30 protein-coding genes and 1 pseudogene are annotated in these 25,884 nt (G+C 74.1%); 12 read left to right on the top strand and 19 right to left on the bottom strand.

Annotated features, from left to right (window positions below; genetic code table 11):
* Positions 1–29 precede the first annotated feature (29 nt).
* From Voc01_RS35565 to Voc01_RS35575, 3 genes are all read right to left on the bottom strand, one after another.
* Positions 30–1,376 (bottom strand): FAD-binding oxidoreductase, encoded by a 1,347-nt coding sequence (locus tag Voc01_RS35565; protein WP_203932052.1) that lies wholly within the window; start codon positions 1,374–1,376, stop codon positions 30–32.
* Positions 1,377–1,444: 68 nt separating this feature from the next.
* Complete coding sequence (locus Voc01_RS35570; protein WP_203932053.1) at positions 1,445–2,257, bottom strand: MBL fold metallo-hydrolase; 813 nt, start codon at positions 2,255–2,257, stop codon at positions 1,445–1,447.
* The gene (locus Voc01_RS35575) at positions 2,251–2,838 is read right to left on the bottom strand and encodes a dihydrofolate reductase family protein (RefSeq protein ID WP_203932054.1); all 588 of its coding nucleotides are present in this window, start codon (positions 2,836–2,838) and stop codon (positions 2,251–2,253) included. The genes Voc01_RS35570 and Voc01_RS35575 overlap by 7 nt, the downstream gene beginning before the upstream one ends.
* 71 nt (positions 2,839–2,909) lie before the next feature.
* On the opposite strand from Voc01_RS35575, the gene Voc01_RS35580 reads away from it, so the two are divergent.
* Positions 2,910–3,386, top strand: a complete 477-nt coding sequence (locus Voc01_RS35580) for a winged helix-turn-helix transcriptional regulator (protein WP_203932055.1) — start codon at positions 2,910–2,912, stop codon at positions 3,384–3,386.
* Here Voc01_RS35580 and Voc01_RS54240 read toward each other — a convergent pair.
* The 8 genes and pseudogenes from Voc01_RS54240 to Voc01_RS35615 all read right to left on the bottom strand — a co-directional run bounded on the left by Voc01_RS54240 (position 3,381) and on the right by Voc01_RS35615 (position 10,110).
* On the bottom strand, positions 3,381–3,599 hold the full coding sequence (locus Voc01_RS54240; RefSeq protein WP_203932201.1) for an amidase family protein: 219 nt from the start codon (positions 3,597–3,599) through the stop codon (positions 3,381–3,383). The two genes, Voc01_RS35580 and Voc01_RS54240, sit on opposite strands and share 6 nt — an antisense overlap.
* Before the next feature lie 31 nt (positions 3,600–3,630).
* Positions 3,631–4,779, bottom strand: a pseudogene (locus Voc01_RS53430) (amidase); the annotation flags it as partial.
* 214 nt (positions 4,780–4,993) lie between these two features.
* A complete protein-coding gene (locus tag Voc01_RS35590) occupies positions 4,994–5,419 on the bottom strand; it encodes a DUF1801 domain-containing protein (RefSeq protein WP_203932056.1) in 426 nt (141 codons plus the stop codon).
* Between the two features lie 10 nt (positions 5,420–5,429).
* Positions 5,430–6,458, bottom strand: a complete 1,029-nt coding sequence (locus Voc01_RS35595) for an NAD(P)-dependent alcohol dehydrogenase (RefSeq protein ID WP_203932057.1) — start codon at positions 6,456–6,458, stop codon at positions 5,430–5,432.
* Positions 6,459–6,543: 85 nt separating this feature from the next.
* Complete coding sequence (locus Voc01_RS35600) at positions 6,544–7,278, bottom strand: hypothetical protein (RefSeq protein ID WP_203932058.1); 735 nt, start codon at positions 7,276–7,278, stop codon at positions 6,544–6,546.
* 82 nt (positions 7,279–7,360) lie between these two features.
* Positions 7,361–8,833, bottom strand: coding sequence for a gluconokinase (locus Voc01_RS35605; RefSeq protein ID WP_203932059.1), 1,473 nt, complete (start codon positions 8,831–8,833; stop codon positions 7,361–7,363).
* Between the two features lie 46 nt (positions 8,834–8,879).
* Positions 8,880–9,575 (bottom strand): hypothetical protein, encoded by a 696-nt coding sequence (locus tag Voc01_RS35610; RefSeq protein ID WP_203932060.1) that lies wholly within the window; start codon positions 9,573–9,575, stop codon positions 8,880–8,882.
* Positions 9,576–9,618: 43 nt separating this feature from the next.
* A complete protein-coding gene (locus tag Voc01_RS35615; protein ID WP_203932061.1) occupies positions 9,619–10,110 on the bottom strand; it encodes a hypothetical protein in 492 nt (163 codons plus the stop codon).
* A gap of 139 nt (positions 10,111–10,249) precedes the next feature.
* Between Voc01_RS35615 and Voc01_RS35620 the strand changes: the two genes are divergently transcribed.
* From Voc01_RS35620 to gap, 4 genes are all read left to right on the top strand, one after another.
* Positions 10,250–10,813 (top strand): NUDIX hydrolase, encoded by a 564-nt coding sequence (locus tag Voc01_RS35620; RefSeq protein ID WP_203932062.1) that lies wholly within the window; start codon positions 10,250–10,252, stop codon positions 10,811–10,813.
* Entirely contained in the window at positions 10,807–11,403 is a 597-nt protein-coding gene (locus tag Voc01_RS35625) for a YdeI/OmpD-associated family protein (RefSeq protein ID WP_203932063.1), read from the top strand. Before Voc01_RS35620 ends, Voc01_RS35625 begins: the two co-directional genes overlap by 7 nt.
* Before the next feature lie 69 nt (positions 11,404–11,472).
* On the top strand, positions 11,473–12,030 hold the full coding sequence (locus tag Voc01_RS35630; protein WP_203932064.1) for a TetR/AcrR family transcriptional regulator: 558 nt from the start codon (positions 11,473–11,475) through the stop codon (positions 12,028–12,030).
* On the top strand, positions 12,027–13,031 hold the full coding sequence (gene gap, locus Voc01_RS35635; protein WP_203932065.1) for a type I glyceraldehyde-3-phosphate dehydrogenase: 1,005 nt from the start codon (positions 12,027–12,029) through the stop codon (positions 13,029–13,031). Before Voc01_RS35630 ends, gap begins: the two co-directional genes overlap by 4 nt.
* Positions 13,032–13,046: 15 nt before the next feature.
* On the opposite strand, the gene Voc01_RS35640 is transcribed toward gap, so the two are convergent.
* A complete protein-coding gene (locus Voc01_RS35640; protein WP_239160707.1) occupies positions 13,047–13,625 on the bottom strand; it encodes a TetR/AcrR family transcriptional regulator in 579 nt (192 codons plus the stop codon).
* A gap of 69 nt (positions 13,626–13,694) precedes the next feature.
* On the opposite strand from Voc01_RS35640, the gene Voc01_RS35645 reads away from it, so the two are divergent.
* The 4 genes from Voc01_RS35645 to Voc01_RS35660 all read left to right on the top strand — a co-directional run bounded on the left by Voc01_RS35645 (position 13,695) and on the right by Voc01_RS35660 (position 16,858).
* Positions 13,695–14,543, top strand: coding sequence for an alpha/beta fold hydrolase (locus Voc01_RS35645; protein ID WP_203932066.1), 849 nt, complete (start codon positions 13,695–13,697; stop codon positions 14,541–14,543).
* A gap of 45 nt (positions 14,544–14,588) precedes the next feature.
* Positions 14,589–15,956: an NAD(P)/FAD-dependent oxidoreductase gene (locus tag Voc01_RS35650; protein WP_203932067.1), complete on the top strand. Its 1,368-nt coding sequence runs from the start codon at positions 14,589–14,591 to the stop codon at positions 15,954–15,956.
* Between the two features lie 137 nt (positions 15,957–16,093).
* Complete coding sequence (locus Voc01_RS35655; RefSeq protein WP_203932068.1) at positions 16,094–16,489, top strand: VOC family protein; 396 nt, start codon at positions 16,094–16,096, stop codon at positions 16,487–16,489.
* A gap of 45 nt (positions 16,490–16,534) precedes the next feature.
* Complete coding sequence (locus Voc01_RS35660; protein WP_275423787.1) at positions 16,535–16,858, top strand: sigma factor; 324 nt, start codon at positions 16,535–16,537, stop codon at positions 16,856–16,858.
* Here Voc01_RS35660 and Voc01_RS35665 read toward each other — a convergent pair.
* On the bottom strand, positions 16,791–17,027 hold the full coding sequence (locus Voc01_RS35665) for a hypothetical protein (protein ID WP_203932219.1): 237 nt from the start codon (positions 17,025–17,027) through the stop codon (positions 16,791–16,793). The two genes, Voc01_RS35660 and Voc01_RS35665, sit on opposite strands and share 68 nt — an antisense overlap.
* 40 nt (positions 17,028–17,067) lie before the next feature.
* Complete coding sequence (locus Voc01_RS35670; protein ID WP_203932070.1) at positions 17,068–18,018, bottom strand: epimerase; 951 nt, start codon at positions 18,016–18,018, stop codon at positions 17,068–17,070.
* A 241-nt stretch (positions 18,019–18,259) separates the two neighbouring features.
* Here Voc01_RS35670 and Voc01_RS35675 point away from each other — a divergent pair, with 241 nt between their 5' ends.
* Positions 18,260–18,799 (top strand): P-loop nucleotide/nucleoside kinase family protein, encoded by a 540-nt coding sequence (locus Voc01_RS35675; RefSeq protein ID WP_239160708.1) that lies wholly within the window; start codon positions 18,260–18,262, stop codon positions 18,797–18,799.
* Positions 18,800–18,803: 4 nt separating this feature from the next.
* Here the strand turns inward: Voc01_RS35675 and Voc01_RS35680 are convergent, their stop codons facing one another.
* The 5 genes from Voc01_RS35680 to Voc01_RS35700 form a co-directional block, all read right to left on the bottom strand.
* A complete protein-coding gene (locus Voc01_RS35680) occupies positions 18,804–19,115 on the bottom strand; it encodes an EthD family reductase (RefSeq protein ID WP_203932071.1) in 312 nt (103 codons plus the stop codon).
* A gap of 12 nt (positions 19,116–19,127) precedes the next feature.
* A complete protein-coding gene (locus Voc01_RS35685; RefSeq protein ID WP_203932072.1) occupies positions 19,128–19,622 on the bottom strand; it encodes a hypothetical protein in 495 nt (164 codons plus the stop codon).
* A 64-nt stretch (positions 19,623–19,686) separates the two neighbouring features.
* Positions 19,687–21,600, bottom strand: a complete 1,914-nt coding sequence (locus Voc01_RS35690; RefSeq protein WP_239160709.1) for an ABC transporter ATP-binding protein — start codon at positions 21,598–21,600, stop codon at positions 19,687–19,689.
* Between the two features lie 5 nt (positions 21,601–21,605).
* Positions 21,606–22,130 carry a TlpA disulfide reductase family protein gene (locus tag Voc01_RS35695; protein ID WP_203932073.1) on the bottom strand — a complete coding sequence of 175 codons (525 nt, stop codon included), beginning with the start codon at positions 22,128–22,130 and terminating at the stop codon, positions 21,606–21,608.
* 69 nt (positions 22,131–22,199) lie between these two features.
* Positions 22,200–22,412, bottom strand: a complete 213-nt coding sequence (locus tag Voc01_RS35700; protein ID WP_203932074.1) for a hypothetical protein — start codon at positions 22,410–22,412, stop codon at positions 22,200–22,202.
* Between the two features lie 145 nt (positions 22,413–22,557).
* On the opposite strand from Voc01_RS35700, the gene Voc01_RS35705 reads away from it, so the two are divergent.
* Positions 22,558–25,353 carry an AfsR/SARP family transcriptional regulator gene (locus Voc01_RS35705; protein WP_203932075.1) on the top strand — a complete coding sequence of 932 codons (2,796 nt, stop codon included), beginning with the start codon at positions 22,558–22,560 and terminating at the stop codon, positions 25,351–25,353.
* 23 nt (positions 25,354–25,376) lie between these two features.
* Complete coding sequence (locus Voc01_RS35710) at positions 25,377–25,874, top strand: hypothetical protein (RefSeq protein ID WP_203932076.1); 498 nt, start codon at positions 25,377–25,379, stop codon at positions 25,872–25,874.
* Positions 25,875–25,884: the final 10 nt, after the last annotated feature.

Below are 25,884 nucleotides of genomic sequence, written 5' to 3' on the forward strand. Positions count from 1 at the left end.
AGCACTAGAAGGCCGGCCCGGGCAGGACATCACGCGGGGCGGATGTTCTGGTTCAGGTGGAACACGTTCCGCGGGTCCCAGACGGTCTTCAGGGCGGTCAGCCGGTCCAGCTTGGCCGCCGGGAACGCGCGGCGGATCCCGCGCTGGCCCTCGTCGGCGGTCAGTGAGTTGACGTAGACGCCGTTGGCGTACGGGGCCAGCGCGGCACCCGCGGAACGGGCCGCGGTAATCCGGGTGCCGTCCTCGGCCGGGTCGGTCCAGCGGGAGCCCGCGCCGAACTCGAACATCGTGCCCCGGTGGCTGAACGCGGCGTCGGCGTCGGCGGTGTCGGCGATGGCGCCCCCGTGGGCCTGCAGACCCACCCCCGGAAGGTCGGCGCCGGCGTGCAGGTCCGTGGCGCCCCGCAGGAGGAACGCCTCGATCGCCGCGGTGGGGAACCGCCCCAGGTAGTGGGCGCTGGAGTACCGGCGGTAGGCGTGGCCGCCGGTGGTGTCGTCGCGTCGCTGCAGGTCCAGGTACGACGGCTCGGTGACCCGCTCCGCTACAGGGCGCCCGAGCGCGCGCAGCGCGGGCAGCAACCGGCGGCCGGCCACGGGATCGCCGACCCACACGAAGCCGACGGTCGCGACCGGGCCGGCGGGCGTGCTGTGAACGTCGGCGGTGAAGGTGGCCTGCCGCGGCGCGACGGCGTTCAGGTCGCGCCAGCCCTCGAGCACCGGCACGGCGTCCTCGGCGCGGAAGTCGAACTCGGCGACCAGCGTCCGCGTCCCGGTGTGGTGCAGCCGGAACTCGAAGTCGGTGACGATGCCGAAGTTGCCGCCACCGCCGCGCAGGCCCCAGAACAGGTCGGGGTTGTCGGCGCGGCTCGCGGTCACGACGTCGCCGTCGGCGGTGACCATCGTGTACGACTCGACGTTGTCGCAGGCGAGCCCGTGCTGACGGGCGAGCCAGCCCATGCCGCCGCCCAGGGTGAGGCCGCCGACCCCGGTGTGCGAGACGTTGCCCGCGGTGGTGGCCAGCCCGTACGGCTGCGACGCCCGGTCGAGCGCGCCGAGCAGGGCACCGCCCTGCACGTGGGCGCGCCGCCGCACGGGGTCGACCCGCACCGCGGAAAGCGGCGTGAGGTCGATCATCAGCCCGTCCTCGGGGACGGCGAAGCCGGCCACGTTGTGCCCGCCGCAGCGCACGCCGATCTCGAGGTCGCGCTCGCGGGCCAGGCGCACCGCGGTCACCACGTCGGCCACGCTCGCGGCCCGCACGATCAGGCGCGGCCGCCGGTCGATCATGGCGTTCCAGACGGTGCGGGCCGCGTCGTAGCCGGGGGCGCCGGGGGAGAGGAGGTGGCCGTCGAGGCGGGGACCGGTCGATGTCGTCATGCGTCTCAGCCTGAGACAGATCGGTACACCCGTTAAGGTCCGATCAGGGGGTCCGAAACAGGACCAATTCAGCTCCGGCAGAGGCGCTGGACCTGCCCGTCGTGCACGTCGTTCACCCACTCCCAGCCGGGCGGGGCCGACGGGCCGATCCGAGGGTCGTCGGGAACCCTGCCCTCGCGCAGGGCGAGCACGTACGCCCGGTCCCGCTCGATCCGTTCGCGGACCTGGCCGGCCCCGCCGACGGTCCCGTGGCCGGGTACCACGACCGCGGCGTCTCCGGCCTGCTCCTCCAGCAGCCGCAGGGCGGCGAGGTAGTCGCCGATCGGGTCGGCGCCGCCGTCCGGGCCGAACATCGGAACGAGAACGTCGGACAGCATGTCGCCGGCGACGAGGACCCCGGGTTCCCCGACGAGCAGCGCCGCGTGGCCCGGTGCGTGCGCCCGGTGTTCGAGGATCCGTACCCGCGGGCCGTCCCACGGGATCCGCGTCGCTCCGTCGGGCAGCGCCGTGACGAGGCCGTACAGCTCCAGCGGGACCCGGCCGGCGATCTCGGTCTCGGCCAGGTGCCCGGTGATGTGGGCCTTCGCGTCCGGGTCGGACAGCTCCTCCGCGACCGCCGCCGCGCAGCGGGCCGTGGCGTAGCGGGGAGCGTCGCCGAACCCCGGGTGCCAGAGCACGTGGTCCCAGTGCGGGTGCGTCGAGAAGCCGGCCACGACGGCGTCGCCCGCCCGGGACAGGTCCTGCGCGAGGCAGGCCAGCTCGTGGTCCTGGATACCGGGGTCGACGAGGAGCACGCCGTCGCGGCCGCGCACGACGATGGCGTTGCTGAGGATGAACCCGCTCCGGTGGACCGACACCCCGTCGGCGACCGGCGTCAGCACGGGACCGCCTCCCTGACCGCGTACCGGTGCATCGTGACCCCCTGCGTGAACACCTTGTGCTCGAGCAGGTCGAGGTCGACCGGGAGGTCGTAGTCGTCGAACAGCGGCCGGCCGAAGCCGAGAATGGACGGATGGGTGAACAGCAGCAGCTCGTCGAGCAGCTTCGCGCGGAGCAGCTGGGTCGCGAGCGCCGCGCCACCCACGCCGATGGTGCCCTCGGTCCCGGCCCGGAGGGTGGCGAGCTGACCGATCGCGTCGTCGCCGCCGATGATCCGGGTGTTGTGGCCGGCGCTGTCGCGGGTGCGGGAGACGAGCACCTTGGGTTTGGCGGTCCAGATCCCGGCGTACTCGCGCATGACGTCGGGCAGCGACGTGTCCCCGAGCGCCCGCGGCCAGTACTCCTCCATGGTCTCGTACATGACCCGGCCGGTGACGTCCATCGCGAGTTCCCGGGCCCGCGCGTTGAACTCGCGGTGCAGCTCCTCGTCGATGCGCAGCCACTCGCCGGCGCCGTCGTCTCCGGGGACCTGCTCGATCCGCAGGTCGAGGGATACGTTCATCCAGTACTGGAAGCGGCCCATCGGTCCCTCCTAGTGATTGCGATTTGCAACCACTATATTGGGGGCTGCGAAGGGCCTGTCAAGGAGGTGTCGTGGAGCCACGGTCCGGGTGTCCCATCAACGCCGCCGTCGAGGTGCTCGGCGACCGCTGGTCGCTGCTCGTGCTGCGCGACGTCATCTTCGGCGACCGCCGCTACTTCCGGGCCCTGCTCACCGGGTCGATCGAGGGCATCGCGTCGAACATCCTGGCCGACCGCCTCGTGCGGCTGGTCGAGGCGGGGATCCTCACCCGCGGCACCGCGGCCAGGGGACAGCGCGCCCGCTACAGCCTCACCGAGGCCGGCATCCGGACCCTTCCCATTCTGTTCGCGCTCGGAAACTGGGGCCTGGACTGGTGTTCCGGCACCGAGGAGCTGCGGGTCCGGCAGGAGTTCATGCGCGCGGAGGGTCCGGCGTTCGTCGAGGAGCTGATGGACGAGCTGCGGACGCTCCACCTCGACGCCCCACCGAAGCCCCGCCGGGGCCCGACCCCGCTGGAGCGCCTCGCCGGCCTCCGACCCGGGTCATAGGCCGTCGGGTGGCGGGTGGTCGCGGACCCAGTGGGCGCGCTCCTCGTAGGCCCTGGCCAGCCGCAGCACCTCGGCGTCGGCGCCGTGCCGGCCGACGAGCTGCACGCCGGCCGGCAGCCCCCGGTCGTCGAAGCCGGCCGGCATGCCGAGCGCGGGCATTCCCGTCATCGTCCAGGGCGCCACCGTCTCCATCCAGCGGTGGTAGCTGTCCATGCGACGACCGTCGATCTCGCCCCGGCCAGTGGGTGGTCAGCGGGAACGGGAAGACCTGCGTGCTCGGCGCGACGACGAAGTCGTACGTGTCGAGGAAGCGCCGTGCCGCGTCGTACCACTCGGCGCGCGCCACCTCCGCCCGGGCCACGTCGAGCGCGCTCAGCCGCAGCCCGTTCTCGAGCTCCCAGACGACCTCGGGCTTCAGCTCGGCCCGGGTGAGCGGGTCGGCGTAGAGGTCGTGCCGCTTCAACATGCCCCACCAGCGCCAGGTCAGCATCGTCTGCCAGATCCGCTCCGGTGGGTAGTCGGGCACGGCCTCCTCGACGAGGCAGCCGAGCTCCTCGAAGACGCGCAGCGCCCGCCGGCAGACGTCGAGCAGCCCCGGCTCGGTGGCGAGGTGCCCGCCGAGGTCGCCCACCCACGCGATCCGGACGCCCGTCGCCGGCCGGGTAGGCGGCGTCGAGGCCGCGGAACCCAGCGGGGCACTGTCGTCCGGACCGGCCAGCACCTCCAGCAGCGCCGCCACGTCGTCGACGGTGCGTCCCATCGGTCCGACCGTCGACGGGTGCGCGACGAACCCGGCCGCGGGGACGCGGCCGACCGACGGCCGGAACCCGAGCACGTTGCAGAACGCGGCCGGGTTGCGCAACGAGCCGAGGTAGTCGCTGCCGTCGGCGACGGGCAGCAGCCGTAGCGCGAGGGCCGCGGCCGCGCCGCCACTGCTGCCGCCGGCCGTGCGGCCGGTGTCGTACGGCGTGGCCGTCGGCCCGTACACCCGGTTGTAGGTCTGCGAGCCGAGGCCGAACTCGGGAACGTTGGTCTTGCCCACGATGATGGCGCCGGCGTCCCTGATCCGCCGCACGAACAGGTCGTCGACGTCGGCGACCCGCCGTGCGTAGATCGGCGAGCCCTCCGTCCACAGGAGACCGTCGGCGGCGGCCAGGTCCTTCACCGCGAACGGGAACCCGTGCAGCCACCCGAGCCGTTCACCCCGTGCCAGCTGCTCGTCACGCGCCGCCGCCTCGCGCATCAGCACCTCGGGCTCCCGCAGGGCGACGACCGCGTTGACGCGCGGGTTGAGCGCACCGATCCGGTCCAGGTACGCGCCCATCACCTCGACGCAGGACACCCGCCGGTGACGGATGTCCCCGGCGAGGTCGACGGCGCTGAACCACGGCATGCGACGCAGTCTGTCATCACCCCGGACCGTGCGTGGGGCAGCGGTCCGGCAGACTGGGCGCGACCCCGCCTACCGGCCCGGCACCGACCTGGTCGCGCTGCTCGGCCGTGGCGACTGCGGCGTCACCGACCGCTGGCCCGTTCGTCTTCGGCCGCGACCAGTACGACGACGCGGTCCGCGAGGCCGCCGGCCCCGCGCCGCCGCCGCGGTGAGGTCAGGTCGTGACGGTGCGGCCGTTCAGGTGCTCGAACGAGTCCCGGACCAGAGTGCGGAGCACGTCGGTGTCCACATCGGACAGTCGCTTGATGTACAGGCAGGACTTGCCGATGGTGTGCGGGCCCAGCCTCGCCAGCAGGTCGGCGTACTCGTCGTACCCGTCGGAGATGTAGAGCGTCAGCGCCTGCATGCGGGGTGACAGCGCCACCGCGGGCCAGTCGCCCTCACGGCCGGAGGCGTACCGGTAGCGGTAGCTGCCGAAGCCGACGATGGACGGGCCCCACATCGCCGGCTCCACACCGGTGACCTCGCGCATCAGCTCGCAGACCTCCTCGGCGTCGGCGCGGCGCCGCGGGTCGGGCACGGTGCCGAGGAACTCGTCCACGCTCGCGTCGGTGCGGGTCGTCTTCGGCTCGTTCGCCATGGCGGTCAGCCTAGACCAGCGGGCCCGTCAGAAGGACCGTCGTGCCGCGTTTGCCCTGGCTGTCCAGGTGGCGGTAGGCATCGGCGACGTGCGCCAGCCCGACGGTCCGGTCGACCACCGCCACGAGGTGGCCGGACTCGAAGAGCTCCTTCACCACCGCCAGGTCCTTCGCCTTCGCGGCCGCGGGCCGGAGTCCGGTGAAGGCGACGATCGCACGTCGGCCGCCGACCATCCGCGTCCAGGGTGCCTGGACCAGTATGGCCAGCGACGGCACGGTGGTCAGGTACCGGCCACCGGGCTTCAGCAGCCGCCGGCACCGGCCGTACGAGCTGGCGCCGGCCACGTCGAAGACGACGTCGTAGGTGCGGCCCTCCTTCGTGACATCGGTGCGGGTGTAGTCGACGACCCGGTTCGCGCCGAGGCGGGTGACGAGGTCGGCGCCGGCGGCGCTGCACACGGCGGTGACGTCGGCGCCGAAGTGCCGGGCGAGCTGCACCGCCTGCACCCCGACGGCGCCGGACGCGCCGTTGACGAGGATCGACTGTCCACTGTGGAGCCCGGCGTGGTCGCGCAGGAACGCCAACGCGGTGCCGTCGACGAGCGTGGCCGCCTCGGCGTAGGTCAGGCCGGCGGGCATCGCCGACAGCGTCCCGGACTCCTTGACGCGCACGTACTCCGCGTGGGCGCCGAGACCCAGGTCGGTGGCGCCGAAGACCCGGTCGCCGACGGCGAAGCGGGTGACCGCCGCGCCCACCGCCGCGACCTCGCCGGCGAACTCGGTTCCCAGCACGGTCTTCTTCGGCCGGCGCAGCCCGGAAAAGAGCCGGGCGAAGCGCGGCGTGCCCGACCGGAAGGCGCGGTCGGCCGCGGTGACGGTCGCCGCGTGGACCCGGACGAGCACCTCGTCCGGCCCGGGCGTCGGGGTCTCCACGTCGGCCTCGCGCACGACGTCGGGCGGTCCGTACGCGGTACAGACGGCGGCTCTCATCACGGTCTCCTCGGCGCTGGCCCCATCGGTGATGTCAAACAGACTTGACATCTCGAAGGTAAAGCGGAACCAACATGATGTCAAGAGAGCTTTACATCGCCGGGTGGTCGGAAGTTTCCGGGTGGGCGGGCGGAGGTCAGAGGTCGAAGACGGTCAACCAGCCGGCACCGCGCAGGCCGTAGCCGTGCAGGGCGCGCATCCCGTAGACCACCGGGGCGACGTGTGCGGCGCCGTACACCACCGCGACCGTGACGGGCTCGTGCCCGCGCCGCCGGTGGATGTCGTCCAGCTCCGCGATCAGCAGCCGGTCGCGCTTCTCACCCAGTAGCGCCATCAGCTCGTCCATCGAGTCGATGTTCATCAGCTCGTCGTGCCAGTGCTCGTCGGTGGTCTCCAGCTCGCGGGCCAGCGCGCGGCGGGAGCCGAACGCCAGCTGGTACAGGCCCGCCACCGGCGCGCCCGCCGTCACCAGCATCCGTTGCCACGGCGGCACCTCACGCCAGCCGGCGCTGAACTGTTCGTCGGTCATGTCCGGGTAGCTCACCGGTACGCCGAGCGTGGCGAGCGGAATGTTCTGCAGCACCAGGCCGGCGCGGGCGAACCGGGCGGGCAGCCGGTAGCTCGACGTCAGCGCCGACGCCGCGACCGTGCCGCGGGTCCTCCGGCGCGAGCCGTCCGGCATCCGGGTGCCGCCCACGCCCTCGGCCACGACGAGGTCGCAGCGGCGCAGCCGCTCGGTGACGGCGGCGTAGAAGGCCGGCTCACCGATGTGCACCATGGGGTAGATCTCGAACGTCAGCGGGGTGTCGCGCCGCGTCAGCCGCAGCACCGCGGAGCGGACCCCGAGGTCGCTCACCTCGATGATCTGCATGCCGCCACTGTGCCGCACCGCTTCAACGCCGTCCGGGCGCGCACGGACCGACGCCGTCCGGGCAAGCACCGACCGGCGCCGCTCAGCCCCGCACGAGCGCGTCGTACATCCCGGCGAACCGCGCGCGCCGTTCCGCGTAGTGGTCGGCGTGCGCGGGCCGCGGCTCGTACGTCCGGCCGGTGGCGCGGGCGGCGCGCGGCACGTCGGGCGCCAGCGTGTCGAGCGCGAGCAGCGCCGTGCCGCGCTGTGTCGCGCGGCGCCGGGTGACGTGCGTGACCGGTCGCCCGAGCACGTCGGCGAGGACCTGCAGCCACTCGGGCCGGTCGTTGCTGACCCGGCCCGCCGCCGCGACCTGGACGATCCCGGGTGCGGCCGGGTACAGCTCGTCGGCGACCCGCGCGTACGTCATGGCCACGCCCTCGACGATCCCGCGGAACAGCGCGTCGGCGTCGGTGGCCGCCGACACCCCGCCGAACACCGCGCGTGCCCCGCCGACCCAGCCGGGCGCGCGTTCACCGGTGAGGTACGGCAGCACGAGCGGCGTCGCCCCGCTGGGTGGCGCGGAGAGGACGGCCGCGGGCTCCGGCCCGAGGCGCAACGTGCTCTGCGCCCAGCTGACGGCCCGGCCGACGTCGTTGATCGCGCCGCCGAGCAGCGTGCGCCGCGCGTCGACCCGGTAGTTCCACAACCCGAACGGCAGCGGGTCGGCGGGGCCGTCGAGCAGCACCCGCAACGCGCCGCTGGTGGCGGTCGCCGCGGTGAGCACGGTCGCATCGGTGGCGCCGGATCCGAGGTTGCTGGCGAAGCCGTCGGTGATCACGGGGAACCAGGCGGCCCGGGCCAGGGCCGGCCACCGCGTCCGCTCCGTCAGCGGCGTGTCCCGGGGCGGGGAGAAATGCTCCGGGACGGCGTGAGCGGCGTCGAGGAGCCCGGCGTCGAGCTCGCCGGTGCGCCGGTCGAGCAGCCCGGTCCACGCGACCGTCGACGTGCCCGCGAGCGGCTGCCCGACCAGCCGCGCGAGCACGTACTCGCCGAGGGACCACCACCCCGCGGCCGCCGCGAACACCCGGGGCTGCGTGTGTGCCAGCCAGCGCAGCCGCGGGGCGTGGTAGCTGGTATGCAGCCGGGTTCCGGTGCGCTGCTGCACCGCGTGCTCGTCGAGCTCCTCCCGCAGCGCGGTGACCGCGTCGGCGCTGCGCGAGTCGGCGTAGGTCAGGCACGGGGTGAGCGCGCGTCCGGCCGCGTCGACCGCGATCAGCGAGGCGGCGAACGTGTCCATGGCGACGCCGGCGATGCGGGTCGCCAGGCGCGGGTCGCCGGTCACGGTCACCGCGTCGAGGACCTGCTCGACCTCGGCGGTCACCCCGTCGGGGTCGATGACCGAGGTGCCGTCCGGTGCGACCGTGAAGGCGTGCGGCACCTTGTGCTGCAGGCCGTGGACGCGCCGGCCGGCGGCGTCGTGCACGCCGCCACGAGTGGCGGTGGACCCGATGTCCAGCGCGACGACGAGCGGGTCCAGGGCGGCGTCGAGCGCGACGTCGTCGGTGCTGGTCATCACGGTCCTCTCGTAGCCGGCGGTCGGCGGCGGCGGTCGCGGGCTTTCAGCCGGCGGCGAGCGCGGCCGCGGCGATCGGCACGATCTGGCGCAGTTTCGCCGACGCCGACGCGACGGTGCCGCCGGAGTACACCAGGATGTTCGACAGCAGCGTGCCGCGGCCGAGGTGCGCCTCGCAGGCGATCGTGGGCGTCTCGGTGGGGGAGGACCGCCGGTAGCACCGGCCGTAGGAGGCCTCGACCCCGGCGACTGTGCCGAGGTCGAGCTGGTCCAGGAGCTCGATCTTGATGCGTCCGTCGGCGGACCGGATCTCGTACGTGGTGCAGTTCTGGGCGTTGCGGCGGGTCGCCTCGACCGCATCCCTACCGGTGAGGGTGCCGTACCCGTGCGCGGTCTGGTAGACGGTGATGCCCGGTGAGCTCCACTCGCGCAGATGGGCGATGTGGTTGTACGTCCCCTCGCCGAGCACCCGCAGGTTGCAGTACTCCGACGTGGTGTAGGTCGTGTCGAGCTCGTCCTCCGGCTTGCCGACGACGCCGACGTTCACCATCGCACCCGGTGCCATCAGGATCTTCTTCACCCGCGCCGACGCCGTGTCCCGGTCGAACGGTGGCGCCGACGACGCCGGCGCGCTCGGCTCGACCGAGGCGGGACGGGCGACCGTGTCGGGCTGGTCGAGGATGGTGCCGCAGCCGGCCGTGAACGCCAGCACGAACAGCCCCGTGAGAATCCTGGTACGCATCCGCCCTCCCGTGCGCAGCGGTCATTGTGGCACGGCGCGGGCGTCACCGTGGGGCGGTGCGCCCGACGAGCCGGAGCATCCCCAGCGCGACCGCGAGCCACGCGATGAGCAGCAGGGCACCGACCACGAAACCCATGTGGGGGAAGACCTCGGTGTCCCGGCCGTCCGCCGCACCGACCCAGGCGATCCCGACGACGGCGAAGGCCGCCACCGCCGACCAGACCGCGGTGAGCGCGACGCCGCGGTGCCGGCCGGGGGACCGCAGGGCGCGGATTCCCGCCCAGACCGCGGCGGCCGTCGCGAGGAGCATGAACGGCCCCCACGGCACGACCCGCAGGACATCAAGCGGGCCGGGGCCGTCGTGTCCGATCGCGTCGCCGGTCATCCAGAGGGACAGCTCCTCCATGTGGTCGTCGTCGGCCGGCAGGTCGGAGATGCGGGCGAACCACGGCAGCAGCACCGACGTCACCGCCACGGCGACGGCGAGGATCAGGACGAGCCGGCCGCGCCGGCGCCACGGGTCGGACACGGCCATGACGTTCTCCCTGGTCGGACGGTACTGCGGGGCACCGTAACCGCCGGACGCGGGCGGCACCGTCATCCGAACAGCCGGGTCACCCCCGGCCGCCCCGGCCCGACGGCCACCGCCCGCGCCGCTGGCCGAGAATGGGTCCGTGGACGACGACGCGCGGTGGGCCGCCCGGTTCCCCGGGCTGTTCGAGCCGGGCGAGGTGGACTACGCCGACTGCGCGCTGTCGTTCACGACGGCCACGGTGCCCGACAGCCTCGTCGCGCGGCTGCACCTGGTGGCGGTGACGGCGGGGGAGCGCGTGATCGTCTGCCGCAGCACCCAGGGGTGGCGCTTCCTCCCGGGCGGCACCCGGGAACCCGGCGAGTCGCTCCAGGCGCTCGCCGAGCGGGAGGTCCTCAAGGAGGCCGGCGCGCGCCTCACCGGCCCCGTGCGCATTTTCGCCACGCACGTCGCCGACAGCCGGGCGGCGGCGCCCTACCTGCCGCACCTGCCGCACCCACGCTCGTACTGGGCGTACGGAGCCGCCCCGGCAGAGCTCGTCGGAGCGCCGACGATGCCGCCGGACGGGGAGCGGATCGTCGAGGTGCTGGCGCTGCCGCCCGCGGACGCGAGCGCGTACCTCGCCGCGTTCGACCCCGTGCAGGCCGCCGTCGTGGATCTCGCGGTGTCGATGGGCGTCATGGGCGATAGCCTGCGGTCATGGTGAAGGCCGAACTGGACGAGCTGATCGTGGCCGACGCGGCGGCGCTGCGCGCCTGGCTGCGGAGCAACCACGACACGTCGACGGGCGTGTGGCTCGCCCTCACGAGGAAGGGCGGCACGGTCACCACGCTCACCTGGCAACAAGCGGTCGACGAGGCGCTGTGCTTCGGCTGGATCGACGGACAGGCCCGGAAAGGGGACCACGAGACGTCGTGGATCCGGTTCACCCCGCGCACCCGCCGCAGTTCGTGGTCGCAGCGCAACGTGACCCACGTGGCCCGGCTGGAGGCCGAGGGGCGGATGCAGCCCGGCGGTCGGGCGGCGGTGGAGGTCGCGAAGGCCGACGGGCGGTGGGACGCGGCGTACGCGCCGCCCTCGGAGGCCGAGGTGCCGGCCGACCTCGCCGCGGCGATCGCCGCGGTGCCCGCGGCGCAGGCGATGTTCGACGTGCTCACGAAGGCCAACCGCTTCTCCCTCATCGTGCGGGTGAACGGCGTCAAGCGGGCCGAGACGCGCCAGCGGAAGATCGCCGAGTTCGTGGCGATGCTGGCCCGGCACGAGACCCCCCACCCGCAGAAGGCGCGGCCCGCGTAACGGACGACACACCCCGTCGTCGGCTGCCCGGGGTTGCTCTGTACCTACTGGTATGTACAGACTGGCGTCATGGATTCGCGTCACCTGCTGGTCGAGACGATGAGCGAGCTCATGTGGGAGCGCGGCTACGCCGACACCAGCCCACGTGACGTCCGCGAACGCTCCGGCGTCGGCCAGGGCAGCATGTACCACCACTTCCCGAGCAAGCGGGACCTGGCGGTCGCCGCCCTGGAGCGCAACGTCGCCGACCTGCTGCCGGCCGCGTCCGAGCTCGACGGTCCGGGCGACCCGATGGCCCGGATCGAGGCGTACCTGATGCGCCCGCGCGAGGCCCTCAAGGGCTGCAAGGTCGGCCGGATGACCCAGGACCGGCAGGTCCGCGAGGACCCGGTGCTGCTCGCGCCGGTCGCGCGCGCGTTCGCGCAGGTGCACCGCAGCTGGGTCGGCGTGCTGCGCGAGGCGGTCGCCGCGCGACAGCTCCGTGACGACCTCGACCCCGAACAGCTCGCCCACACGCTCATGGCCGTGCTGCAAGGGGGTTATGTGCTCGCGATCGCACAGCAGGACCCCGGTCCGTTCGAAGCCGCCCGCGACGGCGTGCTCGCTCTCCTGAGGAGGAACTCATGACTGTTCGCATCGGCATCAACGGGTTCGGGCGCATCGGGCGCAGCTACCTGCGCGCGGCCCTGGCGAACGACACGGACGTCGAGGTCGTCGCGGTCAACGACCTCACCGACGCCCGCACCCTGGCGACGCTGCTCGAATGGGACTCCGTCTCCGGTCACCTCGACGGCGTCGCCGCCGACGGCGACGCGATCACCGTGCGGGGCAACCGCATCGCGGTCTTCGCGCACCCGGACCCGGCCGCCATCCCGTGGGGTGACGTCGGCGTCGACGTCGTCATCGAGTCCACCGGCCACTTCACCGACGGCGGCGCGGCGGCGGCCCACCTCAAGGGCGGCGCGCGGAAGGTCGTCATCTCGGCGCCGGCCACTGGCGACGTGCCCACGTTCGTGCTCGGCGTGAACGACGACCGGCTCGACCCGCACAGCCACGACGTGTTCTCCAACGGTTCGTGCACCACCAACTCGCTCGCGCCGCTGGCGAAGGTCCTCCACGACGCGTTCGGCATCGAGTCGGGCCTGATGACGACCGTCCACGCCTACACCGGCGACCAGCGCCTGCACGACGCCCCGCACTCCGACCTGCGCCGCGCCCGCGCGGCAGCGCTCTCGACGATCCCGACGTCGTCGGGCGCGGCGAAGGCGATCGGCAAGGTCATTCCGGAGCTCGACGGGCGGCTCACCGGCGCGTCGCTGCGCGTGCCCGTCCCGGCGGGCTCGGTGACCGACCTCACCGTGGTCCTCCGCGACGCCGCGACCGTCGAGGACATCAACGCCGCGTTCCGCGCGGCGGCCGGCTCCGAGCGGCTGCGGCGCTACCTGCAGTACTCCGAGGCGCCGCTGGTGTCGGCCGACATCGTCGGCAACCCGTACTCGTCCGTCTTCGACGCGCCGCTGACCGAGGTCGTCGGCAACCAGGCCAAGGTGTTCGGCTGGTACGACAACGAGTGGGGGTTCTCCAACCGTCTCGTCGAGTTCTCCGAGCGGATCGGTCGGACCAGCTGATGACCGGGGTCGTCGTCAGGCGTCGGCGGCGACCGGCAGGGTGGCGATGTACGCGGCGACCGCGCGGCCGGCGGCGAGCAGGGGTTCGGTGCTGCGTTGGGCCCTGGCCAGCAGGAAGCCGCCCTCCAGGCTGGTCAGCAGGGCGTAGATCGCCGACCGCGCGTCGGTTTCCGGTAGTCCGCGGCCGGCGAGGTACCGGGAGCCGGCGTCGACCCACGACGTGACGATCTCGGCCGCCACCCGGCGCAGGTCCGGTTCGGTGTCGGCGATCTCGCCGGCCACCGTGCCGACCGGACACATGTTCGCCCATCCGGTGCCGGCCATGTCCTCGGCGGCGGCGGCGAAGGCGGCCTCCACCCCGGTCGGCAGGTCGGGGTGCGGGTCCAGCAGCAGCGGCAGCAGTTCGATGTAGGCGGCGCCGGTGGTGCGCAGCGCGGCCGCGGCGATCTCCCGCTTGCCGCCCCGGAAGTGGTGGTAGATCGAGCCCGTCGGCGCGTCGGCCGCCCTGGCCACCTGCTGGATGCCCGTCGATCCGTACCCCTGTACGCGCAGCAGTTCCGCCATCGCGCGCACGATCCGCTGGTCGGTCTGCACGGGAGCAGTCTAGAGCAGCATGCTAGAGTGATCGTTCTAGAGCGATCGTTCTAGCGCGGGGGTGGGCGCATGCGCAGCGTCGACGTGTCGGCGGGTGTCATCGAGTACGACGAGGTCGGGTCGGGTACGCCGGTGGTCCTGTTGCACGGCCTGCTGATGGACCACCGGCTCTGGGACGCGGTGCTCCCGCTGCTGCCGGCCGGCTTCCGGTACATCCGTCCGGTCCTTCCGCTGGGCTCGCACCGGCGGCCCATGAGATCCGACGCCGATCTGAGCCTCCAGGGCCAGATCCGCATCGTCGCCGAGCTGCTCGAGGCGCTCGACCTCGAGGATGTGACGCTGGTGCACAGCGACTGGGGCGGTGGGCTGTTCCTCACCGCCCGCGGGCTCGACGACCGGGTCGCCCGGCAGGTGGTCCTCACCTGTGAGGCCTTCGACAACTTCCCACCCGGGCTGCCGGGCCGGATGGTGGTGATCGCCAGCCGTCTTCCCGGTGGCCTGGCGTTGGCCGCCCGCCAGCTGCGGATCGGCTGGCTGCGCCGGTTGCCCATGCTCTACGGGCAGATGACCCGCCGGCCGGTGCCCGACGAGCTCATGCGGCACTGGACCGAACCGGTCCTGCGCAACGCCGACATCCGGCGCGACCTGCGCGCCTACTGCACCGGCCCGCTCGACAGGGCCGCGCTCGTCCGCGACACCCGGGCCGTGCGGCAGTTCCGGGGCGACGTACTCGTGCTCTGGTCGCCCGAGAACCGGGTCATGCCGGCGGCGCACGGTCGTGAGCTGGCGGACCTGTTTCCGCGGGCCCGGTACGCCGACGTGCCCGACGCCTACGTCCTGTCGCCGCTCGACGCGCCCCGGGCGGTCGCCCGCGAGATGGGCCGGTTCCTGACGTCCACACGGGCCCGGACGGAGTAGGCGACCGGGCTATGCTCGGCCACCGACGCGTTCCCGGAGCGAGCCATGGCCACCACCACCGTCACCGCCGGCGTGCCGAACGGCGGGGTCTCGTTCTGGTACACGCAGATCGGGCTTCCCGAACCGCTGCCGCCGCTGCCCGGCGACCGCGACTGCGACGTGTGCATCGTCGGCGGCGGCCTCACCGGTCTGTGGACGGCGTACTACCTGGGGACCGCCGATCCGGGGCTGCGGATCACCGTGCTGGAGGCCGAGTTCGCCGGCTACGGCGCGTCGGGACGTAACGGCGGATGGCTGTCGGCCGAGCTGGCCGGAAGCCGCGCCGCCTACGCCGCCGGTCCGCACGGCGACGCGGGCGTCGACCGGCTCGCGGACGAGCTGCGGGCCACCGTCGACGAGGTCGTCGACGTCTGTGGCCGGCACGGGATCGACGCCGACATCGTGCGCAGCGGCGTGCTGTACATCGCGCGGTCACCGGCGCAGCTGTCGCGGCTGGCGGCCGAGGGCGGGCGCGGGCTGACCGCGGCCGAGGTCCGCGACCGCGTCGAGGTGGCGGGTGCGCTCGGCGGCTCGTACGACCCGGACTGCGCGCGGGTCCAGCCGGCGAAACTGGTGCGGGGGCTGGCCCGCGTCGTCGCCGGGCTCGGCGTGACGGTCCACGAGCGCACGCGGGTCACCGCGATCGAACCCGGACGGGCCCGCACCGCGCACGGAAGCGTGCGCGCGACGCACATCCTGCGGTGCCTGGAGGGGTACACCGCGGGCCTGGCCGGCCACCGCCGGTCGTGGCTGCCGATGAACTCGGCGATCGTCGTCACCGAACCGCTCGACGCCGCGCGCTGGGCGGCCATCGGCTGGGCGAACAGCGAACTGCTCGGCGACAACGCGCACGCCTACTGCTACGCCCAACGCACCGCCGACGGGCGCATCGCGCTGGGCGGTCGCGGTGTGCCGTACCGGTTCGGGTCGCGCACCGACGTCGACGGCGTCACCCAGCGCCGCACGATCGCGTCGCTGCGCGCGACCCTCGCGACGCTGTTCCCCGCCGCCGCCGACGTGCCGTTGGCGCACGCCTGGTGCGGGGTGCTCGGGGTGCCCCGCGACTGGTGCGCCAGCGTCGGCCTCGACCCGCGCACCGGGCTGGGCTGGGCCGGCGGCTACGTCGGCAGCGGCCTGACCGCCACCAACCTCGCCGGCCGCACCCTGCGCGACCTCGTCCTCGGCCACGCCACCGACCTGGTCGACCTGCCGTGGACCAACCGGCGGGTGCGGGCCTGGGAGCCGGAACCGTTGCGGTGGCTCGGCGTGCGGGGGCTGTACGCGCTGTACCGGAGCGCCGACCGCCGCGAGGACGGTGGCCTGGGCCGCACGAGCCGGCTCGGTCGTCTCGCATCGGCGATCGCCGGCCGCTGAGCCCGCCGGTCCCGATGGGCGGAACCCGTCACCCGGACGACCGAATCCGCAGGTCAGCAGGCCGGCAAGGGGACAGCCCGGGCGTATGCTCCGCGGGGCGTCGACGCACCGGCGTTCCGCCGCCACCGGGAGGAACAATGCTCGACCACAGCGCAGTGGAAGCCAACATTCCCGCCGCCGACCTCGACCGGGCCCGTGAGTACTACTCGGACAAGCTGGGACTGACCCCCGTCTCCGGGCACGAGGGGCAGGCCCTGCGGTACCGGACCGCGTCCGGCACCTTCTTCAACGTCTACCTGACGCGGTACGCCGGGCAGGCGGGCCACACGATCGCCCAGTGGCACGTCGAGGACGTCGACAGGGAGGTCCGCGAACTGGAGGCCCGCGGCGTCGTCTTCGAGGTCTACCCGGACATGCCCGGCGTCGAGTGGACCGGCTCCGTGGCCACGATCCCCGGAATGGGCAAGGCCGCCTGGTTCAAGGACAGCGAGGGCAACATCATGTGCGTCGACGACGGCGCGCCCGCGAACTGAGGGGTCACATTCGAGGAGTACGTGACGGCACGCGGCGCGGCGCTGGTGCGCTTCGCCCGCGTGCTCGTCGGTGACCCGCACCGCGCCGAGGACGTCGTCCAGGACGCGCTGGCCCGCGCGTACCCGCGGTGGAACCGGATCGTGCGGGTCGACCAGCCCGACGTGTACGTGCGCCGGGCGGTGGTCAACGCCAGCCGGTCGTGGTGGCGCCGGCGGGGAAGCCACGAGCACCCCGTGGAACGGATGCCCGACACCCCGGCTCGCCCCTCCGGGTGGTGGCGTGCACCGTCGGCATCGGCCACTACTCGCCGGCCGACGACGAGCGGTTCACGCCGAACCGCTCGGTGGGCGGACTCCCCGCGATGCTGACCCGCCACGAGGGCCGGCCCGACCGGCCGGACGGCGTCAGCGTCCGGGTTCCGGTCATCGACGGGATCGTGCTGTCGGTGAGCGGCGGGTACCGCGACACGGACGGGCGGCGCGAGTACGTACCCACCACCGACGCGGACATCCTCGCGATCGCCGACGCGGTGCGCATCGGTCCCAACTTCGACCGGCCACACACACGTGGCCCGGCGTCACCGCGTGACGCGACCGCGCCGGCGCGCGACCAGGTCCCTGGCCGCCGCCGGCCACCGCGGCTGGTCGAAGGTGAAGCCCGCGTCGACGAGCCGGCCCGGGACGACCCTGCGGCTCTTCAGCAGCAGCTCGGTGTCCGACCGGATCGCGAAGGCGCCGACCTCCGCCATCCAGCGGGTGGCGGGAAGGCCGACCGGCATCCGCCACGCCGAGCGCAGGTCCCGCATGAACTCGCGCTGCGGCACCGGACCGGGCGCGGCGAGGTTCACCGCACCGGTGACGTCGTCGCGCCCGATCAGGAACCGGACGGCGCGGACGAAGTCGTGGTCGTGGATCCACGAGACGTACTGCCGGCCGCCCGCGACCGGTCCGCCGAGGCCGAGCCGCGCGAGCCGGCTCAGCACGTCGAACACGCCACCGCGGTCGGGGCTCATCACCATGGCCGCGCGCAACGCGACCTTGCGCGTGCCCGGCGTCGCGGCGTTCTCCTGCGCCGCTTCCCAGTTCCGGGCGATCCCGACGCTGTACGCCCAGTACCCGGGCACGCCGGGTTCGTCGCCGCCGAGGACGCCGTCGCGTTCGTCGTTGGGCGCGTCGAAGCGGTGGGCGTAGATGGTCGCGGTGCTCATCTGCATCCATATCCGGGGCGGTCGGGCAGCCGCGGCGATCGCCGCGCCGACGACCCGCGCCGACTCCACGCGCGAGCTCATCATGGCCGCGAGGTTCGCCGGCGTGTAGCGGCAGCTCACGCTGCGCCCGGCCAGGTTGATGACGACGTCGCTGCCGTCGATCTGCGCGGCCCAGTCGCCCAGCGTCGCGCCGTCCCAGCGGACCTGCCGGTCACCGGCCGGGGACCGGGTGAGCACCACGACGTGGTGGCCCTCGGCGGTCAACGCCCGGTCGAGGATCGTGCCGACCTGCCCGGTCCCGCCGGGAAGGACGATCTTCATGGCGGGGCCTCCCATGGTTTTTGAACATGTTCAAGTTCTGCTCCGAGCGTAGGCACGGACGGGTGGACGGGTCAAGGTCGCGCTGATCACGCGCGCACGATCGGCTAGGGTGACCGCCATGGGTTGCTCCGCCATGCAGATCCGCACCGCCGCCTAGCGGCGGTCCTACCGCCGGACCGGTGTCCCGCCGGCAGCGCGCACCCGTGCTGCCGGGCCGTCCCGCGTGATCCGGGAGCAACCTGTGTCGCAGCGTCAACACGCCGTTCTGTTCCTGATGGTCGGCCTCCCCGGCGCCGGGAAGACCACCCGGGCCCGTGAGCTCGCCGCGGCGCACCGCGCCCTGCGGCTCACCCCGGACGAGTGGATGATCTGCCTGTACGACGGGTCCCAGCCCGACGGCAAGCGCGACCTGCTGGAGGGACGGCTCATCGCGCTGGCCCTGCAGGCACTGCGGCTGGGCACGAACGTCGTCCTCGACTTCGGGCTGTGGAGCCGCGACGAGCGGTCGGCGCTGCGCTGGCTCGCGGCCCGGGCCGGTGCGACCTGCCGGACCAGCTACCTCCCCGTCGACCCCGGGGTGCAGCTCGCCAGGATCGCCCACCGCCAGGAGACCGAGCCGCACACGACGTTCCCGATGACCCCCGCCGACCTCGACGCGTGGCGCGGCCGGTTCGAGGCGCCCGACGCCGCCGAACTGGGTGGGGAGACCGTTCCCGACCCGCCGCCCGGGTGGCCGACGTGGGGCGGATGGGCGGCGGACCGGTGGCCCTCGCTCGGGTAGGGCGTCACCGCACGCCGTCGTGCACCGGGTAGTGGATGACGACCGCGCCACCGGTGGCGTAGTTGGCGACGTCGGCCGACACCCGCCGGCCCTGCGGCGACGACCGCGCCGCGGCCATGGTGTCGGCGTCGGCGAAGTCGGCCTCGAAGATGGCGAAGTAGGGCGTCGGACCCTGCGTCGCCGCCACGTCGAAGCTGTACCGGAACGCGAGCAGACCGGGCAGCCGCGCGACCAACGGAAGGTGCGTGGTGACGTAGTAGTCGCGGAAGTGGTCGGGATCGGCGGGCTCGGGGTACAGCACGACCAGCTTGTGCACGACGGGTTCCGGTCAGGCGGCGAGAGCCGGGCAGTGGGCCGCCGCCCCGTTCATCGCCGCGTCCATCTTCGTCTCGAAGTCCGGGTCGTCCACGGCCTCCGGGGTGAGCAGCTGGCCCATGGTCGAGATGAGCCCCTGCAGGGCGGCCTTCACCTTCGGGTCGGCCGCGGTCGCGGTCTCCTTGTCGACGACGACCTTGAGCCGCGCGACGAGCGCCGCGGCGTCGGCCTTCGCCTTGGCCCGCACGGCCGGGTCGTCCTCGGCGGCCAGGTTGATGGCCACCTCGAGCAACGTGAGCTTCTCCTTGTTGAAGGCCGCGACGACAGCCGCGCAGATCCGTTCCGTGTCGGCCTTCACGTCGACCGACGGGCTCGCCGCGGCGCTGCTCGCCGGGCCGGCGGGTGCCGCGCCGCCCGACGGCTCGTCGGCCTCGCCAGCGCACGCCGCCGCGCTCAGCCCGGCCGCGAACGCGAGGACCAGTGCCGACATGACTCTGCGCAGGTGCATGGTGTGTGGCTCCCCCGTGTCGAACCCCGTGTCGAACCCGTGTCGATCCCCGAAAACGCAAGGATCATAGATGCATCGCCGGGTCGGCGGGTGCCCCACGCGTCGACGCCTGCCGGTAGCCCGCGGCCTGCAGGGTGAACAGACGCGCGTAGGCGCCGCCCGCCGCGACGAGCCCGTCGTGGTCGCCCTGCTCGACGATGACCCCGTCGCGCAGCACCACGATGTGGTCGGCGTCGCGGACGGTGCCGAGCCGGTGCGAGATCAGCAGCGTGGTCCGCCCGGCCCGCAGGCTCCGCAGCCGCTGGTGCAGGTCGGCCTCCGCCTCGGCGTCCAGGCCGGAGCTCGGCTCGTCGAGGATCAGCAGGTCCCGGTCGGCGCGGAGGAACGACCGGGCCAGCGCCAGCCGCTGCCACTGCCCGCCGGACAGGAGCACGCCGAGGCCCGCGGCGGCCCGCTCGGGCGTCTCGGCGAAGAGCCGGCTCAGCTGCGTCGCGTAGCCGCGCGGAAGGGCCGCCACCGCGTCGTGGACCCCGGCCCGCCGGGCCGCCGCCACGATGCGCCCCATGCCGTCCGGGAGAACGGTGCCGTCAGGGAAAGCGGCGCCGTCCGGGAGAACGGTGCCGTCCACGGCGGTGCCGTCCAGAACGGCGGCGTCGCCCACCGCGATGTTCTCCGCCGCCGTCAGGTCGTAGGCCATGAAGTCCTGGAACGTCGCGCCGATCCGGTCGCGCAGGCCCGTGACGTCCAGGTCCCGGTACTCCAGACCGTCCCAGCGCAGGCTGCCCCGGGTCGGGTCGTAGAACCGCGCCAGCAGCTTCACCAGCGTGCTCTTGCCGGCGCCGTTGAGCCCGACGAGCGCCACCGTCCGGCCGTACGGGATCGTCAGGTCCACCCCGCGCAGCACCCAGTCGTGCCCGTCGCCGTACCGGAACCAGACGTCGCGCAGCTCGATGCCCTGACGCAGCGCGGGCACCGGTCGGGGGTCGGCGGCCACGGCCAGGTCGGGCGCGGTATCGAGAACCGTCCGGTAGTGGACGAAGTGGAGCAGCGCCCCGTTGACCTGTGCCAGCTGGACGACGGCCGAGCCGATGGCGGCCTGCACGCCGGCCACGGCGGCGATGAACAGCGTCACGTCGCCGATGCTGAGGCGCCCGCCGCGCGCGGCCTGTACCGCCCAGACCAGGGCGGCGCCGGCGACGACGGCCGTCGCCGCCGCGAGCAGGGCCTGAACGGCGAGCTCGCGCCGGTCCATCCGGCGGTTCGCGGCGTCGAGGCCGCGCAGCTCGGTGAGCATGCGCCGGCCGAACAGGTCGCCGAGGCCGAACAGCCGGATCTCCTTGGCGGCGTCGAGGCCGGTGAGCAGGTCGGCGTAGAAGAAGTGCCGCCGCTCGGACGGGCTGAGCGTCCACATCAGCTCGGCCCGCTGCCGCGACAGCCGCAGCTCGGCGTGCGCGGTCGGCACGGCGGCCAGCACCAGGACCGCCACCATCCACGGGTTGAGCACGGCCAGCGTCGCCGCGAAGCCGACGACGGTCAGGCCCGCGCGGGCCACGTCCAGGCCGCCGCCGGCCACCGCGATCGGGCTCGTACGCCCGGCCTCGGCGGCGAGGTTGAGGTGGTCGCGGAACACCGGATCCTCCAGCCGGGCCAGGCCGGGCAGCCGGTTGACCGCCGCGTACATGTCGGCCTGTGCGCGCAGGCCGACCGCCCGCCGCCACTCCGCGTCGACGTACTGCCGCAGGTGCGGGACCCCGGCCACCGCCACGCCGGCCGCGGCGAGCCCGACGGCCAGTCCGACGACCGCCGCCCAGGAGCGGCCGTCGGAGCCGGCGAGCGCGTCGACGACCAGCTTCGTCAGGACGCCGACGCCGACCGGCAGGACGCCGACGACGACCGACAGGGCGACCTGCGTGACGGCGGCCCGGGGCGCCGACCGGCAGGCCAGCCCGACGGCCGCGGCGACCAGCCGGCGGTCCACCACGGTCAGGCCGCCGCCGCGGCGGGTACGGGGTCCGCGCCGAGGTCGGTCCGGTCGACGACGCCGTCGTCGAGAAGGCACCACGCCGGGTACGCGCGCACCTCGAACGCCCGGCCGACCGGGCCGTGCGGATCCTCGACGACCACCCGGGCCACGTCCGCGAGCCGGCGGGCCATCTCCTCGGCCGCCGGCGGGTCACCGTGCACCACCGCGAGGACGCGTTCCCGGCCACCGGCGAGGTCGCCGGCCCGGGCCTCGAACCGGGGCAGCTCCTCGACGCAGGCGCTGCAGGTCGTGGAGAAGAAGCCGACCAGCGTCCGGCCGGTCAGGTCGTCGCGTCCGACGGCCCGTCCGTCGGTGTCGGTCGCCGCGAAGTCGGCGGGGGTGCGACCGATGCCGATGACACCGCTCGCGGCGTCGCGTTCGCGTGCCGCCGCCTCACGGAGCCGGCGGAGCACCGCGAACGTGAGGAGAAGGTTGAGGAGGCCCAGGGCGGTCGTCAGCACGACCGCCACGACGAGGTAGGGCACGGGAGATCTCCTTCGACAGACGACGGGGTGGACCGGTGGCACCGGTCCACCCCGCCAGCGGACGTCCGGCTAGCAGTAGGTGGTCGACGGCACGCACCCGTAGGGCGTGCAGTTCGAGTTCGTCCAGCACGTGCAGTTGTGCCACAACCGGATCGTCGACCCGGGGGGCGTCTTGCACCGACGACAGGCCGTCGTCGTCCCGCAGTCGATCGCCGAGGCCGTCGCCCGCGGGACGAACAGACCCAGCAGCCGGTCACCCAGCTTGTTGACCATTTGCACCATTCGATGCACCACCTTTCGACAGGTGCCGCCAGTCTGGATCTTCGCGTTGGACAGCCGTTGGACGTCGACTGGACGCCGGCGCCGCACGGCGGAGGTGGTTGAATGCGGCTGGACGACGGAGTCCTGAGCCGGCACGGGGGTAGCCATGGACGACGGTGATGGTTGGCGCCTGCGGGTGTCGCTGCTCGGACCGGTACGCGCCTCGCGCGGCACCGCCGAGTGCGCGCTCGGCCGGCCGCAACGGCGCGCGGTCCTGGCGGTGCTGGCACTGGCCGCCGGCCAGCCCGTCTCCCGCGACGACCTGGTCAACGCGCTGTGGCCGGAGACGCCGCCCCCGCGCGCCGCGAACGTCATCCAGACGCACGTGAAGCACCTGCGCCACGTGCTGGAACCCGGCCGGCCGAGCCGCGCGGCGAGCGCCGTGCTGCCGGCGGTCGGGTCGGGGTACGCGCTGCGGGTCGCGCCGTCGGAAGTGGACGCGCTGCGCTTCCGCGACCTGGTCGCCGCCGCGCGGGCGGCCCGACGCACCGGCGACACCGCCCGGGTGTGGCAGGTCGCCCGGACGGCGATCGACATGTGGAGCACCCCGGTCGCCGACGTGCCGGCGATGGCGGCGCATCCGCGGGTGGCGGCGCTGGTCACCGACTGGCAGCTCCTCCTGGGCTGGTACGCGGAGATCGCCACGGCGTGGGGCCGGGCCGACGAGGTCGTGTCGGTCCTGGAGGAGCAGGCCCGGCTGCGCCCGCTGGACGAGCCGGTCCAGGCGCTCCTGCTGCGCGCCTACGTGGCCCTCGGCCGGCGGGCCGGCGCGTTCGCGGTCTACACCGAGGCGCGCCGGCGGCTCGCGGCCGAGCTCGGGGTCGACCCCGGACCCGACCTGCGGTCGGCGTACGAGGAGCTGCTGCGCAACGACTCGGCACCGGTTAAGGCGGCCGGGAAGACGGGACCGGCGGCGGCGCGACCGGTCGCGCCGGCGCAGCTCGCCGCCCGGCCGCACGACTTCGTCGGGCGCGACACCGAGCTGGCCCGGCTCGACCTGGCCACGACCGGCACCGGACCGGCGGGCGTCGTGACCATCGTCGGACCACCCGGGGTGGGCAAGACGGCGCTCGGCCTGACGTGGGCGCACCGGGCCGCGGACCGCTTCCCGGACGGCCAGCTCCATGTCGACCTGCGCGGGGCCGGCACCGACGCGCCGCTGCACCCCGACGTCGTACTCGAACGCTTCCTGCGCGCCCTCGGCGTCGCGCCGCAGGAGCAGCCGGAGGAACTGGCGGCGCGGTTCCGCACGCACCTGGCGAACCGCCGGGTCATCGTCTTCCTCGACAACGCCGCCTCCGTCGAGCAGGTCGAGCCGCTCCTGCCCGGGCAGGGCGGCAGCGTCGCCGTCGTGACCAGCCGCCGCCGCATGGACGGGCTGGTGGCGCTGCACGGCGCGACGCGGATCAGCCTCGGCCCGCTGCCGCACCGCGACGCCCTCGACCTGCTGCTGCGGCTGACCGACGCCCGGTCGGGGTCGGACACCGGCATGCTCACCGAGCTGGCCCGGCTGTGCGACCGGCTGCCGCTGGCCATGCGCATCGCCTGCTCCCGGCTGGACCCGGCGGCCGGCTTCGCGGTGCCGGAGCTGACGGCGGCGATGGCCGACGAGTGCACCCGGCTCGACGAGCTGGCGACGGAGTCGGGCGAGATCTCGGTACGCGCGGTGTACGCGACGGCGATCGGCGCACTCGACCCGGCGTCGCAGCGGGTCCTGCGCCTGCTGAGCGGGCACCCCGGGCCGCGGCCCTCGCTCGCGGCGGCGGCCGTCCTGTGCGACCTCCCGGTCCGCGCCGCGAAGCCGGTCCTGGCGCGGCTGGTGGCCGCCCACCTCCTGGTCGCCGTCGGCCCGGACCGGTACGGCATGCACGACCTGGTCCGGCTGATCGCCCGCGAGGAGGCCGACCGGGCCGTCCCCGCCGCCGAGCGGGACGACGCGACGCGGCGGCTGCTGACCTGGTACCGCGACACGGCCGACAGCGCCGACAGCAGGCTCCGCCCGGGTGAGCGTCCCAACTTCACCGCCCCACCCCGGGCCGACGTGTTCCCCGACCGGTCGAGCGCGTTCGCGTGGCTCGACGAGGAGGCCGCCAACCTGGCCGCCGCCGTGGAGTACGCGGCCGGACCGCACCCGCGCGCCGCCTGGCAGATCGCCGCCGCCATGTTCGGCTGGCTCACCCGGCGCCACCACCGGTCCCAGTGGGCGGCCCTCTACACCCTCGCCGCCGACGCGGCCGGGCGGGCCGGCGACCGGGCCGGCGAGGCCCTGATCGCCGGGCGGCTCGCGGCGGCGCACAGCCAGCTGGGCCGCACCGACGACGCGATCGTCGCGTGCCGGCGGGCCTACCGGATCCGACGTGACCTCGGTGACCGGCTCGGCGCCGCGACGGCGCTGCTCAACCTCGGCGCGGTGCACCTCGACCGCCGCGAGCCCGAGCGGGCCGTCGGGTGGCTGCGCCGGGCGGCGGCGGAGCTCGACGACCCGGCGGCGGGCGCCGGCCACTTCCGGATGCTGCTGCACAGCAACCTCGGCCAGGCCTACCGGCTCACGCGCAGCTTCGCCGCCGCGGCGCGGCACCTGGACGACGCGTTGACCCTCGGCCTGGACGCCGGCAAACACCGCGACAGCGCGCACGTCCTCCTCGAGCTGAGCCGGCTGCGCCTCGACACGGGCGACTCCCCGGGCGCGCTGGCCTACGCGCACCGCGCCCTCGACCACGCCGAGCGGGCCAGCGACGCGTTCGTCCGGGCCGAGGCGCAGGAGTGCCTCGGCCGGGCGCTGCTGGTCCAGGGTGACGCCGGCGCCGCCCGCGGCCCGCTCGTCGCGGCGCTCACGGCCTACGACAGCATGGGTCACCGGGACGCCGACGAGCTGCGCGCACTGGTGAACGCCACGGGGTGAGGCCGCTGGCACAATCGACCGGGATGAACGGGGATGTCCTTGCCCGGTACGGCCACCGCCGGTCGCGTCCGCGTCCGTGGTTGTTCGTGGGGCTCACGGTCGGTGCCGGCGTGATCGCCGGGGCCATGGTCTGGTGGACGAGCCTGCGGTTCGGGGAGACCGCGCGGGTCGTGGTGACGCTCCTGCTCGCGCTGGGGCTGCCCGCGACGGTCGCCGCGCTGCTCGCCGCGTTGTGGCGGCGGGCCGTGTACGTCGAGGTGACCGGGTCGGCGCTGCGCTGGAGCGGCCTGCTGCGCCGGGGCACCATCCCGCTCGCCGACCTGCGGCAGGTGCGCACAGGCTGGACGATGCGGTCCGAGGGCGGCCAGCGCAGCCGCTTCGCCGCCTTCCGCGCCGGTCGGGCCTCGGTCACCGTGCACGAGGCGCCGGCCATTGTGGCGGAGGGCAGCCTGGGGACCGTCGTGGCCGCCGTCCTGACGCACGCGCCGCACGTCCGGTTCTCCGACGGCACCCGGAGGTGAGGCGCCGCCC

The sequence above is a fragment of the Virgisporangium ochraceum genome (assembly GCF_016863655.1).
GTDB lineage: Bacteria > Actinomycetota > Actinomycetes > Mycobacteriales > Micromonosporaceae > Virgisporangium > Virgisporangium ochraceum.